This is a genomic window from Halosimplex halophilum, from assembly GCF_004698125.1.
Lineage (GTDB): Archaea > Halobacteriota > Halobacteria > Halobacteriales > Haloarculaceae > Halosimplex > Halosimplex halophilum.
Genome location: NZ_ML214298.1, coordinates 1,056,201 through 1,068,462, shown reverse-complemented (window position 1 = coordinate 1,068,462; position 12,262 = coordinate 1,056,201). Strand labels below are relative to the sequence as shown.

The 12,262-nt window shown below is 72.2% G+C and carries 11 protein-coding genes; 6 read left to right on the top strand and 5 right to left on the bottom strand.

All coding sequences use genetic code 11. From position 1 onward, the window contains the following. Positions 1–35: 35 nt before the first annotated feature. On the bottom strand, positions 36–173 hold the full coding sequence (locus E3328_RS22130; protein WP_167837381.1) for a hypothetical protein: 138 nt from the start codon (positions 171–173) through the stop codon (positions 36–38). Positions 174–262: 89 nt separating this feature from the next. Continuing rightward, positions 263–1,684 carry an NAD(P)/FAD-dependent oxidoreductase gene (locus E3328_RS16205; protein WP_281275802.1) on the bottom strand — a complete coding sequence of 474 codons (1,422 nt, stop codon included), beginning with the start codon at positions 1,682–1,684 and terminating at the stop codon, positions 263–265. Positions 1,685–1,698: 14 nt separating this feature from the next. Here E3328_RS16205 and E3328_RS16200 point away from each other — a divergent pair, with 14 nt between their 5' ends. Next, a complete protein-coding gene (locus tag E3328_RS16200) occupies positions 1,699–2,892 on the top strand; it encodes a threonine synthase (RefSeq protein WP_135365649.1) in 1,194 nt (397 codons plus the stop codon). Positions 2,893–3,345: 453 nt separating this feature from the next. On the opposite strand, the gene E3328_RS16195 is transcribed toward E3328_RS16200, so the two are convergent. Next, complete coding sequence (locus tag E3328_RS16195) at positions 3,346–3,870, bottom strand: type IV pilin domain-containing protein (protein ID WP_135365648.1); 525 nt, start codon at positions 3,868–3,870, stop codon at positions 3,346–3,348. Positions 3,871–3,968: 98 nt separating this feature from the next. Between E3328_RS16195 and E3328_RS16190 the strand changes: the two genes are divergently transcribed. Further along, the gene (locus E3328_RS16190; RefSeq protein WP_135365647.1) at positions 3,969–5,612 is read left to right on the top strand and encodes a PGF-CTERM sorting domain-containing protein; all 1,644 of its coding nucleotides are present in this window, start codon (positions 3,969–3,971) and stop codon (positions 5,610–5,612) included. A gap of 108 nt (positions 5,613–5,720) precedes the next feature. On the opposite strand, the gene E3328_RS16185 is transcribed toward E3328_RS16190, so the two are convergent. Both E3328_RS16185 and E3328_RS16180 read right to left on the bottom strand, forming a co-directional pair. Next, positions 5,721–6,329 (bottom strand): GAP family protein, encoded by a 609-nt coding sequence (locus E3328_RS16185; protein WP_135365646.1) that lies wholly within the window; start codon positions 6,327–6,329, stop codon positions 5,721–5,723. A gap of 167 nt (positions 6,330–6,496) precedes the next feature. Then, positions 6,497–8,260, bottom strand: a complete 1,764-nt coding sequence (locus E3328_RS16180; protein ID WP_135365645.1) for a Rieske (2Fe-2S) protein — start codon at positions 8,258–8,260, stop codon at positions 6,497–6,499. Positions 8,261–8,421: 161 nt separating this feature from the next. Between E3328_RS16180 and E3328_RS16175 the strand changes: the two genes are divergently transcribed. From E3328_RS16175 to dnaJ, 4 genes are all read left to right on the top strand, one after another. Continuing rightward, positions 8,422–9,021, top strand: coding sequence for a DUF5789 family protein (locus tag E3328_RS16175; RefSeq protein WP_135365644.1), 600 nt, complete (start codon positions 8,422–8,424; stop codon positions 9,019–9,021). A gap of 68 nt (positions 9,022–9,089) precedes the next feature. Next, on the top strand, positions 9,090–9,707 hold the full coding sequence (locus E3328_RS16170) for a cupin domain-containing protein (protein WP_135365643.1): 618 nt from the start codon (positions 9,090–9,092) through the stop codon (positions 9,705–9,707). Positions 9,708–9,950: 243 nt separating this feature from the next. Next, the gene (locus tag E3328_RS16165; protein WP_135365642.1) at positions 9,951–10,583 is read left to right on the top strand and encodes a hypothetical protein; all 633 of its coding nucleotides are present in this window, start codon (positions 9,951–9,953) and stop codon (positions 10,581–10,583) included. A gap of 168 nt (positions 10,584–10,751) precedes the next feature. Then, a complete protein-coding gene (dnaJ, locus tag E3328_RS16160) occupies positions 10,752–11,927 on the top strand; it encodes a molecular chaperone DnaJ (RefSeq protein ID WP_135365641.1) in 1,176 nt (391 codons plus the stop codon). Positions 11,928–12,262: the final 335 nt, after the last annotated feature.

The window sequence follows — 12,262 nt, the reverse complement described above, 5'->3', positions numbered from 1 at the left end:
CCGCCCGGCGATCGTCGTCGAACCGACCGATCCAGTCAGGCCAGTACCTGCGAGTAAACGAGGAACGGGACGACGAACAGCACCGCGAACAGCAGCAGGAGGATCAGGCCGTAACTGGCCAGCGTCGCCCCGGCCGTCGTCCAGGCGGGCCCCAGGCGGTCGAGCGCGTTCACGGGTGAGAGTGGGGCGGGGGAGGACTTAGGCATTCGGTCGCACGCCGGGTGATGCCGGAGACCCACGAGAAGTTCCGGACGGCGGCGGCTCAGATGTCGTCCGAGACCGCCTCGGCTGCGGCCCGGCCGCTCTCCAGCGCGCCCTGGATGGAGGACCACTCCGTGTAGTCGCCGGCGAGGTAGACCGGGCCCTCGGGGGCGTCGGCTGCGGGGAGGCCGTCGCGGAAGCCCGGCGGCTGGTCGAACTGGGCGAACTCGACGCGGTCGGTCGCGAGCAGTTCGAGGTCGTCGAAGCGGTGTTCGGGGTACCAGGTGACCAGGGCGTCGCGGACCGCCGTGGCGAGTTCCTCGTCGCTCCGGTCGGGGACGCCGAGCGTCGTCGCCGAGAGGAGGGCGTGGCCGTCGGGGGCGTACTCCGGCGCGACCGTCGAGAGGGGCGCGACGGTGTTGGGACAGCTGTCGACCGCGTTGAGGACGAGCCGGTGGCCGGTGTCGAGCGAGCGGTGTTCGCGCGTCCGGAAGTACTGGGTGACACAGCCCCGCGCGTCGGTCGGGATCGACTCGACGCCGGTCAGCTGGCGGGCCGTCCGCGGGTCGGTCGCGACCACGACGGCGTCGGCGTCGACCGTCTCGCCCCCGGTCTCGACGGTCGCCTTACCGGTACCCCCCTCCCCCGTAGCCCCGTCGCCGGCCGCTCCTTCGACCGCGGTGACCTCGGTGCCGGTCCGGATGGACACACCGGCCTCGCGGGCGCGGGCGGCGAGTTGCCGCGGGATCGCGCCCATGCCGTCGGCGGGGACGGCGGTCTTCCCGCGCGAGAGCATCGAGAAGGTGTAGCGGAAGACGCCGGCGTCGGTCGACAGCGAGCGGTCGAGCGTGATACCGCCGTAGAACGGCGCGGCGAAGTTCTCGACGAACTTCTCGGAGAACCCCTTCCCGTCGAGGTACTCGCGGATGCTCTCGGTCGGGCCGTCGAGGAGCTCGTCGGGGTCGGCGTTGCCGAGTTCACGGCGGAGCCTGAGCACGCGGAGCTTGTCCAGCAGGGTCACGTCTGGGTTCATCGCCGACTCGACGGCGGCCAGCGGCGCGCGGAACGGGTCGGCGAGCGTCGAGCGGTGGTCCGGGCGGGCGATGGTCGCCCCGGGGGCGAACGTGCGGAGATCGAGGGCGCCCAGATCGAGTTCCTCGCGGACGGCCGGGTAGGCCGAAAAGAGGACCTGGAACCCGCGGTCGAGGGTGAAGCCGTCGACCTCGCGCGAGCGGACCCGTCCCCCGAGTTCCGCGCGGCGTTCGAACAGCGTCACGTCCGCCTCGTCCCGGGCCAGGCGCCGCGCCGCGACCAGGCCCGCCAGTCCGCCGCCGACGATGACGACCTCGCTCATACCGGTCCCTTCGGCCCGACCCACTAAACGCCCCCTGTCTCCGTCCGCTCGCGGAGGGGCCTCCTGCCGAGCCCCGAACCCGTTCGCCGCCCCAGCGGCCGCGAACGGACAGTGCTTAGTCGATGGCATCCCGCGCTCCGGGTATGGACACGACCACGTCGCTCGACGGCCTCGTCTGCGCCGACTGCGCGGCGACCCACGACCCCGCGGCGGCCCCGCGGCGCTGTCCCGACTGCGGCGGCGTCCTCCGCGCGAGCTACGACGCCGACGCCGCCGAGGTGACCCGCGAATCGCTCGGCGCGGCGCGGTTCGACGGCATCGCTCGCTTTTCCGACCTCCTGCCGTTCCCCGCCGACTCGCTCGTGACGCTCGACGAGGGGACGACGCCGCTGATCCCCGCGCCGGAGTTCGCCGAGGCACTCGGCGTCGGCGCCGTCTACGTCAAAGACGAGGGCGCGAACCCGACCGGGACGACCGCCGACCGCGGGACAGCCCTCGCCGTGACCGCCGCCCGCGACCACGGCGCGGAGAAAGTCGCGCTCCCGACCACGGGCGACGCGGGCCAGAGCGCCGCCGCCTACGCCGCCCGCGCGGGACTGAAGTCGGAGGCGTTCGTCCCGACGCGCTCGACGTTCGTCGCCAAGGCGATGACCAACGTCCACGGCGGCGACATGAGCGTCGTCGAGGGCCGCTACCCGGACGCCGTCGACGCCTTCGAGGGCGCGATGAGCGACGACAACACCGACTGGCACTCGCTGGCGCCGTTCGACACCCCCTACCGCCACGAGGGCGCCAAGACGCTCCTGTTCGAGGTCGTCGAGCAACTCGACTGGGAGGTCCCCGACGCCGTCGTCCACCCAACCGGTCACGGCCTCGGCGTCGTCGGCAGCCACCTCGCCGCCGAGCAGTTGCAGGCCGCGGGGCTCGTCGACGACGCACCCGCCCTGCACGTCGCACAGCCCGAGAACTGCGCGCCGGTCGTCGCCGCCGACGACGCGGGCGACGACGACACCGAGGCGTGGGAGCGCCCGGACACGCTCGTCGGCTCGCTGGAGGTCCCGGACCCCGCCGGCGGCGCGCTCGCCCTGGAGGCCGTCCGCGACACCGGCGGCTGGGCGGTCGGCGCGGACGACGACGACGCGCTCGAGGCGGCGGTCCAGCTCAACGCCGAGGGTATCGAGGCCAGCGCGACCGGCGGCGTCGGCGCCGCCGCCGCGCAAGAACTCGCCGACGGCGGCCACCTCGGGAGCGACGACGTGGTCGTGCTCGTCAACCCCGTCGCCGGCACCAAGGAGAACGACGTGCTCCGCAGCCACCTGATGCGGAAGGGCGTCTGAACGGCCCAGAACGACGACCTTCCGAACGGCGCGCGCTGTCGCGCGCTCTCGTGCGCGCGACCGAGCCGTGCGAGGGATTCGCGACTCGCGTGTCGCGAATCGGCTGGGGAGGCTCGTGGCCCGTTGCGGTGCTGTGCGGGGCGGGCGCGGTGCCACACCGTGCGGTCGCGGTCCCTGGTGGACTGAAAGGGCGAGGCGCGCTCGCGTTTATCCAGTCGTCTGAGCGGGCACTATCCGCGCGGTGCGAGGCGCGCAGCGCCTCGAAGCGAACGGCTGTGCCGTGAGCGGGCGGTGCGGAGAGCGCGGATATCCCGCTCAGCGACCGCGAGCGCGCCGAGGGCTTTCAACGCCTGCTGTCGAGTGCGGTCGATCCGATTCAGAGCGAGCGCGCCGAGGGCTTTCAGCGCTCACCGCAGAGTGCAGTCCTCTCAGAGACACCGAAGACGAACCCGCTCACTCCAGCGTTGCGTTCGCGAGCGTCACCGACTGTCTCGTCCCGCGCATCGAGCCGGTCCACACCACCCGAACGCTGTCCCCGGACTCCAGGTAGAACCCCACGCTCCGCTCGGCGTCCAGGTAGTTCCCGTCGCCGTCGGCGTCCACGCTGGGGTCGTCGACCGTCAGCGAGTCGCCGGGAGCGACCGGATACCCCACCCCCCGTTTGGTCGCGCCGGGCGAGTCGCCGACCCACACCACTTCCGCGCTCGTCCCGGCCGAACTGTCGAGGACGACGACGGACAGCCGCTCGGTCGTCCGATCGGAGATCGAATCGCCGCCGGCGTGTTCGACGGTCACCGATCCGGCTTCGGCGTCGAACGCCACGGAGAAGTCGGCGCCGGGGCTGTCGCGGCGGAGTTCGTCGCCGAGGTAGACGACCGAGCCGACGAGCCCGGCGACGACCGCGACGGCGACCAGCCAGACGACCCACCGCTCGACGCCGCCGCGCTCGTCGCCGACCAGTCCGGGACCCCTCGTCATTGCCGACAACCACTCGCGCCGGGTAGTTAGCTGTCGGGGGTCGGCGGGGCGCTCGCCGGACAGAAGGCATTTATTTCGCTCGGCCGACACGCCGCGATATGGCCCTCCGCTCACCGACCGCGAACCGGACAGCGCTCGCCGCGCTGGTGCTCGTGGGACTGGCGGGCGCCGCCGTCGCCGGCGGTGTCGCGGCCGACGGCGGCCAGTCCGGCGCGAACCTCACAGTGCTCGCCGCGAACGGGTCCGTCGACGACCGGATCGCCGACGCGGGCGACGTTCGCGCGCTGCGATCGAACGGGACGCTCACCGAACCCGGCTACGACGACACCGTCGTCTACGGCGATACGCTCGTGGTCCGGATCCGGTCCGAGGCGCTGAACGAGTCGGTCGCGGCCGCCGACGGCGCGACCGCGACCGAGCGGTTCTTCGCCGCGCTGGAGGAGTCGCGGACGAACCTGACGGTCCGGGCGCTCGTGGGACCGAACCGCCGGCCCTACGAGATCGCGCTCGAACGGAGCGAGACGCGCGTCGTCCGGGACCGCCGGACCGCGACGACGTACGCGGTCGTCGACACGAGCGACATCGTGGTGACCGAACGGGACAGCGACGAGCGGTTCCCGTCGTTCCCCGACTGGGACGACTTCGAGGTGACGCTCGAACGCCCGGAGGGGCCGCCGCTCGAAGACAACTTCGCCTTCGTCGGCCCGGACGCGACCGTCGACTCGCCGACGGCGGGCCTCCGGACGAGCGGGCGGGGGCCGGCCCGGATCGACGCGGGCGCCGACGAGGCGATACTGTCGGGGTACACGAACCTCCTGCCCGGGCGGACCGTCGAGGTCGCGGCGGTCGGGTCGAACGGGACGGTGCTGGCCGACGACACCGTGACCACGACCGCGAACGCCTCCGCGGCCGCCGACCCCGAGCGCTCGCGGTCGGAGTTCGACGCGTGGCTGACCGGCCTCTCGACGGCCGACCGCGAGCGGTTCACCCTCCGGGTGACGAACGGGAACAGGACGGTCTGGGAGCGCCGCGTCGTCGTCGGGCCGGAGCCGCGCTGGTCGGACCTCGCGGCGACGGCCGTCGAGTCGGGCGCGGACTCGTGGACGCTGCGCGTGAACGCGTCGATCCGCGTCCCCGACGGGGCGCTGTTCGTCGTCGACCTCAGGAGCGGAGGCGAGTACTACAGCCGCGAGGCGGTCGTCCCGGAGGGGCGAAGCGAGCAGACCGTCGCGTTCGAGGGGCTCGACGGATCACCGGGCGGATCGGTGGACCTGGAACTCCTCTGGGACGCCGACGGCGACGGCGAGTACGGCCGCCCGCCGGACACCGAGTTCACGACGACCGCCGACGTGCCGAAGACGGAGTACGGCGAACTCTCCGTCGAGTTCGGGGTCGACGGCGCCGGCGTGACCACGGTCACTCCGACGCCCACGCCGACCGCGACGGCCGAGCCGACCGCCACCGGGACAGCGACAGCGAGACCCACCGCGACACAGACGGCAACCCCGGCGGCGACCGCGCCGCCCGAGCCGCCGACGACTCCGAAGACGGCCACGCGGACGGGGGCGGGCACGAAGGCTGGCACGTCGACTGCGACGCCGACCACCGCGGACACCACCGGAACGGCGACCGCCGGCCGCACCGCGACGGCGGCCACGTCCGGCGACGGTCCCGGATTCGGCGTCGCGGCCGCCTCGGTCGCGCTCCTGGCCGGTCTCTTCGCGGCCACGCGGCGCGGTTGAGACCCGGTCGTCCGCTCCCCGATGGACCGCCCCGCCGCGACTCAGGTACTCGGCGCTCGTGGACGACCGCTCCTCGCGAGGAGGCGGGAACAGCGCAGCTATCGACGGTCAGGTGAGCACCAACACGAGGAAGAACGCGAGGACGACCTCGTTGACGACCCAGGCGCTGTCGTGCATCCAGTCGCGGACGCGGGGGAGCAACGTCTCGGCGCGAGCGCCGAGCAGCGCCACCGCGAGGGAGGGAAGCGCGAGCAACAGCAGCGTAAGCGCGACGAACGGGGCGGCGTCGACCAGCGGGAGGTCGTTCGCGGCGAGATAGGACCCGACGGCGACCGACGTGACGATGTCGGTCGGGAACACGCCGAGCAGGAGAAAGCCGAGCCGGAAGGAAAAGCGCGGGGAGGCCCGCTCCAGTTTCCCCATCCACTTCGGCGGCTCGGACTCCGCGCGCCCGAGGAACGTGGATATCATCGCCGCGACGATCAGCACGACCACCACCGTCGAGAGCGGGCCGTTCGACCCCTCGCCCCCGACCGCTGACACGCCGCCGAGGAGGTAGGTCAGCGCGACCACCGCCGAGATGGAGACCGCCGCCCCGGAGACGAACAGCGCGGAGTTGCGCCGCCAGTCGCGACTCGTCGCCAGGAAGACGGCGCTGAGGAACTGCGGTCCGGCGACCATCACGACCGCGAGCGGGAGTACCGTGAGGAAGCTCATCCGCGTGCTCGCCGCGGACTCGCTGCCCTGTCGTCGGCCGGCCGTCCGCGCGCGGACCTGCGGGCGTGTAAACTCACACACACACCTGGGCCCGTGGCCGAAATCAGGCTACTGCAGGCGATCTCAAGGCCGGAACCGACCGGCGGGGCGCGGGTCGATCGCCGTCGTCAGTCGTCCGCCGCCTCGTGGATGTTCTCGCCCCGATACAGCCGCTCGGCGATGGTGAACGTCTGCTCGGCCTCCCGTCGGGTCGGGAAGTGCGCGGCCATGTACCTCGCGGGGGCGATCAGCGCCAGCCGCCGCTCGCGGTCGCTCTCGGCGCTCTCGAACTGCGCGAACCCGCCCTCGACGTTCTGGAGGGTGTGGAAGCCGGCGTCCTCCCGCAGGAGCCCCTCGGCCATCGTCCGCTTCAGCCGGTCGGGATCGCCGCCGGCGTCGAAGTGGCGGGAGACGATCCGCCCGGCCTCGTCGACGCGACCCTGCTCGTCGAAGGTCTCCAGCAGCCGCTCGCGCAACTCCGCGGGGTCGTCGCCCTCGCCGGCGCCGACCTCGGGGAGCGGCGCCTTCGGCTGGTTGAGGAAGCGGTCCAGGTAGACCGACATGGCCCCCTGCCAGCACGCGCGATACAGGTCGTCGGCGTCGGTGCGGCCCGCGAGCCGCTCGACCGCGTTGGCGAACGAGAAGGTGTGATGGACCGTGTTCCAGTCGCCGAACTCGTTGCTGGTCGCGAAGTGCGCGACCCGCCGGAGCGCCGCCACGGCGACCGCGTGGGCCAGTTGCTCGGTCGTCGCACCGTTCCGGACCGCGTCCCGGAGCGCCTCGTCGATGGCGTGGGGATCGTCGCCGAGCAGCCGGTCGACGAAGTCGTCGGGCCGCTCCCAGGACTCCCCGGCGCCCGCCGCCGAGAGCTCGGCGATGTCGCCGTCGGCGTCGAAACAGAGTTCGGCCACGTCGACCGGCTGGCGCCAGGAACTCGTCTCCTCGGCGCGGGAGCCGTCGGTGATCGTGTCGACCGTCGCCGCCAGCACGTCCGGCGCCTTCTCCCAGCCGACGTGGTCGAGCGTCTCGAACGCTTTGTTGATGAAGTCGACCGTGTGGCTGCTGTTCATGTAGAGGTGGTCGGTCGCGGCGGCGACGAGGATCTCGGCGAGGTCCTCGGGCGGGAGCGTGGCGGTCGCCGCCCGCAGGCAGCGCTCCGCGCCGTCCGCGTCGCGGACCTCGCAGGTCTCGCGGAACCACGACTTCAGGCGGTCCTTCGAGAGGTCCTCGTTGTCCAGCGCGTACTGGTCGAACCTGGGGGGCTCGCCCGCGCAGTTGCTCGCCACCTCGCGGACGCCGACGAACATCGCCCGCTGTTTCTCGTCGTGGTCGACCTCGTCGTAGAGGTTCGCCATCGCGCCCAGCGTGGTCAGCCCGCGCCCCCAGCCGTCGGCGCGGTACTTCGTCCCGAAGTCGACCGCCGTCTCCAGCGGGGTCGCGAACCCCTCGCCGAGGCCGTCGAGGTGGATCGCGCTCTTGGCGAGCACGAGCGAGAGGTTCTCGGCCATGCCGTCGACGAGTCGGTTGCGCCAGTGGACCTCCGGTGCCACGTCCGTCTCGGGGTCGGGGTCGACGTACACCGTGCCCTCGCGGACCGCCGTCGGGAACGTCTGCACGTCGTCGGCCCAGATGTCGAACGTGTCCCCGCAGGACAGCTCGAACCGCGCGTGGTGCCAGTGACACGTCAGCAGCCCGTCCTCGACGGTCCCCTTCGACAGGGGAAACCCCATGTGCGGACAGCGGTTGTCCACCCCGTACACCTCCCCTTCGTGGTGGAAGAGCGCGATGCTGTGACCGCCGACCGTCGTCACCGCCCGCCCGTCCTCGCGGAGCGCGTCGAGGTCGGCCGCCGCCTCGTAGCCGTCCGGCCCGTCCGTGGACTCCGTTGCCATACCACACATCTCGGTCGCCGTCGGTAAAGGCGTTCGCTGAAGCCCGTTTTTGAAACCGAACGGACACGTGGGGGCGTCGACCGAACGGTTCGACCGCGGGGCGACGCCGGCCGGACCGTGCCGACCACAGGGTTATCCGCGCCCGACTCCAAATTCACGGGATGCCAGACGACAGAGCGGGGAGAGACAAGCAGGCCCGGGACGAGGCGAACCGACAGCGAACGCGGGCGATGCTGGAGGAGCTCGAACGCGGCGACGAGACCGAACCGCCGGTCGACGAGCGCGAACTGGCGGACCTCGAAACCGAGCTCGACGCGGTGACGTTCCCGGCGACGGGGCTGGAGCTCGTCGAGGCGGTCGGCTACCACACCGTCGAGTCCGAGGGGGAGACCCACGACCTGGCGGAGCTGCTCCCGCGGTCCGAGCGCGAGGCGTACGACTCGCCCGAGGCGGTCCGCGCGCGCGTCCAGCGCCCGACGGTCGCCGCGGCGATGCGACGGATCGTCGAGGCGGCCGACGAACTCCGGGGCGTCGAGTTCGGGAGTTCCCAGTACGAGGGGTACGAGCGGACCTTCCGGGAGCTCAGAGCCATCGACGCCGTCGACGACGACGAGGGGATCCCGGTCGTCGCCGACTGGATCGTCGAGCGCATCCGCGAGAAAGAGAGACTCCCGGGGTCCCGGGACGTGCGGCGGCGGGCAGCGAAGTTCTGTCGGTCGAACGGCTACGAGGTCCGCAATGACGAGTGGCTCGGTGTGTGAGCGCGGTCGGCGGTCGGGTCGCCCCCTGGCGCCCACAGAGATTTCTCGCTCGGCCGCGAGTGGCCGACATGGAACGCGTCGCGTTCGACGAGCCGACCGACGGACCGACCGCCGGCGTCGACCGCCGCGGGCTCTCCGACCCGCTGGCCACCGACGGCGTCGCGATCAACCGCTACCGGATCCCGCCCGGCGAGGGGTTCCCGAGCGGGCTCCACACCCACGCCGACCAGGAGGAGGTGTTCGTCGTCCTCGACGGCACCGCGACGTTCGAGACGCTCCCCGGTCGGGATCCCGACGACCCGGGCGGGTCGAATACCGCCCGGAGCGGCCGGGTAGTCACCGTCCCCGCGGGCGAGGCGGTCCGGTTCGCCCCCGGCGAGTACCAGTCGGGGGACAACCGCGGCGACGACGACCTGGTCGCGCTCGCTATCGGCGCGCCGAGGGAGACCACCGACGTTCGCGTGCCCGTCCGCTGTCCCGACTGCGGCGAGGCTGACTTCGCCCTCGACGCCGCGGGCGACGCGCTGTCGTTCCGGTGTCCCGCCTGCGGCGCCGAGCGCGTCCCGGCGCCGTGCCCGGACTGCGGGAGGGACGCGCTGACGCTCGCGCTCGACGACGGCGGCGCGGTCGTCGCGGCGTGCGACGGCTGCGGCGCGGCGTTCGACTCGCCGCCGTTCCGCGACTGAGCGGCGAGCTGTCGACCGCGGGACGAACCGCCGCCGCGGAACTTGCAAGCCGGGCGGACGGCGAGAGGAGTCGACTATCGCGCGGTAGCGGCCGCAACGCGGCCGCGAACGGCGGGCGTGGACGCTCTCCCCACTCCGCCTGTCGTCGGCGCGTGAGCGCCCCGGCGACGGCGGCGTGTCCGTTTCGATGGCAGGCTCCGGACTGTTCAGCGTGGCTCCGCAACCGACGCACGGGGACACACGATGACAGACGACTCCGTCCTGCCGTTCGACACCCCGGAGGAATCGCGCCGATCAGTGATGAAAAAGAGCGCGCTCGCGGCCGCGGGCACCGCCGCCGCGTCCGGCGCGGGCGTCGCGGCGGCACAGGACGACGACGACGGCGACGACGCCGGAGTGCAGGAGTCCCAGAAGGCGATCCTGTTCACCGACAGCGTGCGCCCGAGAGCGGACTTCGTCGTCACGTCGCCGGTGATAGAGTGGGTCCCGAACGTCGAGGAGGTCCGCGACAACGTCTGGTCGGACTACAACACGCGGATGATCCGCTACCTCGGGACCGGCGAGCGGGCGACCATCTTCGTCGCCGAGGAGGCCGAGCTCCCCGAGTACGACGAGGAGGCCGGCTACGTCGTCGACGACGCGGGCGACACCGCCGACGACGGCACGGTCCAGCCGGAGGTGTTCACGATCGACCCCGAGTTCACGCTGTTCGACACGGAGGGGTGGCTCACGACGATCAACTTCAGCCCGGTCGGCGAGGACGAGGAGGACGACCTGCTCGATAACGAGGACTGGTGGCTCGCCGACGACGAGGGGGACAACGGCACCGACACCGCCACGGGTACCCCGACCGACACCGCGACCGACGGCGGCTGACCGCCCGCCGATAGCCCGCAGGCTCGCCCGTGACCGCCCGGGCGTCCGGACCGACGACCCCGACGGGCGCCCGGGTCGGACCGGCGGCCGCGGTCGTCCGCCCCTCGGCCGCCGCGATCCCAGACCCGTTCTATTGAAGTACCTCAATCGTCTACACCGGCACAAGCGATGAGCGAGGACTTCTACGAGGTGCTGGGGGTCTCCCGGGACGCCAGCGAGGAGGAGATCCAGCAGGCCTACCGGGAGAAAGCCCGGGAGTACCACCCCGACGTGAGCGACGAGGACGACGCCGAGGAGAAGTTCAAGAAGGTCAAGAAGGCCAAGGAGGTCCTCACCGACGAGGAACAGCGCCAGATGTACGACCAGCTCGGCCACGACCGCTACGTCGAGGCCGACAAGCACGGTGCCACCGACAACGGCGGCGCCGGCGCCGGCGGCATGGGGGGAATGGGCGGTATGGGCGGCATGGGCGGCGGAGGCGGCCAGGGCCCCTTCGGCGACATGTCCGACATCTTCGAGACGTTCTTCGGCGGTGGCGGGGGTCGCGGCGACTCCAATCGCCCCCGCCAGGGTCGGGACCTGCGAACCACCCTGGAGATCGACCTCGAAGACGCCTACCACGGCGTCGAGAAGGAGCTCAACGTCACCCGGCCGGACACCTGTCCGGACTGCAACGGGAAGGGCCACCCGCCGGGCACCGACTCCCGGCAGTGTCCCGAGTGCAACGGCCGCGGGCAGACCACGACCACCCAGCAGACGCCGATGGGCCGCGTCCAGCAACGGCAGACCTGCCGCCACTGCGAGGGCGAGGGCACCGTCTACGAGGAGACCTGTTCGACCTGCCGCGGCGACGGCGTCGTCCGCGAGGACGCCTCCCTCTCCGTCGAGGTGCCCGCCGGCATCGAGGACGGCCAGACCCTCCGCATGGAGCGCGAGGGCGCCCCCGGCGAGCGCGGCGGCCCCAAGGGCGACCTCCTCATCGAAGTCTCCGTTCGGGATCACCCCGACTTCGAGCGCGACGGCGCGGACCTGCACCGCCAGGAGCCCATCTCCTTCCCGCAGGCGGTCTTCGGCGACACTATCGAGATCTCGACGCTCGACGGCGCCGTCGAACTCGACGTGCCCGCCGGCACCCAGAGCGGCGAGACCTTCCGCCTCTCCGGCAAGGGGATGCCCCGCCTGCGCCGCCGGGGCGACGGCGACCTCTACGTCCAGGTCCAGGTCGTCACCCCCGACGACCTCAACAGCGAACAGAGGGAAGCCCTCGAAGCCTTCGCCGAGGCCGGCGGCGAGGAGGTCGACGTGGGCCAGGGCTTCTTCGAGAAGATCAAAGACAGTTTCTAACCATCTTTTTCCCGCCCGGGTTTCCTCGCGCGCCGGAGGCGCGCTGCGGGGAACCCGGGCGGCAAAAACATGGGTGAAAAAGGCCGCCTCCGCGGGGCTTCGCCCCGCTCCGGCGGTCGAACCGCGCGCCGCAGGCGCGCGGATGCTCAGTGCAGGTGACGGCTGTTGTAGTGAGCGGTCGCGGTGCGGTCGGCGTGCGCTGTCGAGCGGTGCGAGGCGCGACTTCGGAGCGCCTCGATGCGAACGGCTCTGCCGTGAGCGTGCCCGCCTCCTGGCGGGCCGCTCGAAATAGCCGCGCGAGGGATGAGCGACGATAGGAGCGAATCGGCTGGGGA

Coding starts and splice junctions, on each gene's coding strand:
- E3328_RS16170 (WP_135365643.1), top strand. CDS start 9,090: ATGGAACGCGTCGCGTTCGACGAGCCGACCGACGGACCGACCGCCGGC.
- E3328_RS16165 (WP_135365642.1), top strand. CDS start 9,951: ATGACAGACGACTCCGTCCTGCCGTTCGACACCCCGGAGGAATCGCGC.
- E3328_RS16185 (WP_135365646.1), bottom strand. CDS start 6,329: ATGAGCTTCCTCACGGTACTCCCGCTCGCGGTCGTGATGGTCGCCGGA.
- dnaJ (WP_135365641.1), top strand. CDS start 10,752: ATGAGCGAGGACTTCTACGAGGTGCTGGGGGTCTCCCGGGACGCCAGC.
- E3328_RS16180 (WP_135365645.1), bottom strand. CDS start 8,260: ATGGCAACGGAGTCCACGGACGGGCCGGACGGCTACGAGGCGGCGGCC.
- E3328_RS16200 (WP_135365649.1), top strand. CDS start 1,699: ATGGACACGACCACGTCGCTCGACGGCCTCGTCTGCGCCGACTGCGCG.
- E3328_RS16190 (WP_135365647.1), top strand. CDS start 3,969: ATGGCCCTCCGCTCACCGACCGCGAACCGGACAGCGCTCGCCGCGCTG.
- E3328_RS16205 (WP_281275802.1), bottom strand. CDS start 1,684: ATGCCATCGACTAAGCACTGTCCGTTCGCGGCCGCTGGGGCGGCGAAC.
- E3328_RS16195 (WP_135365648.1), bottom strand. CDS start 3,870: ATGACGAGGGGTCCCGGACTGGTCGGCGACGAGCGCGGCGGCGTCGAG.
- E3328_RS16175 (WP_135365644.1), top strand. CDS start 8,422: ATGCCAGACGACAGAGCGGGGAGAGACAAGCAGGCCCGGGACGAGGCG.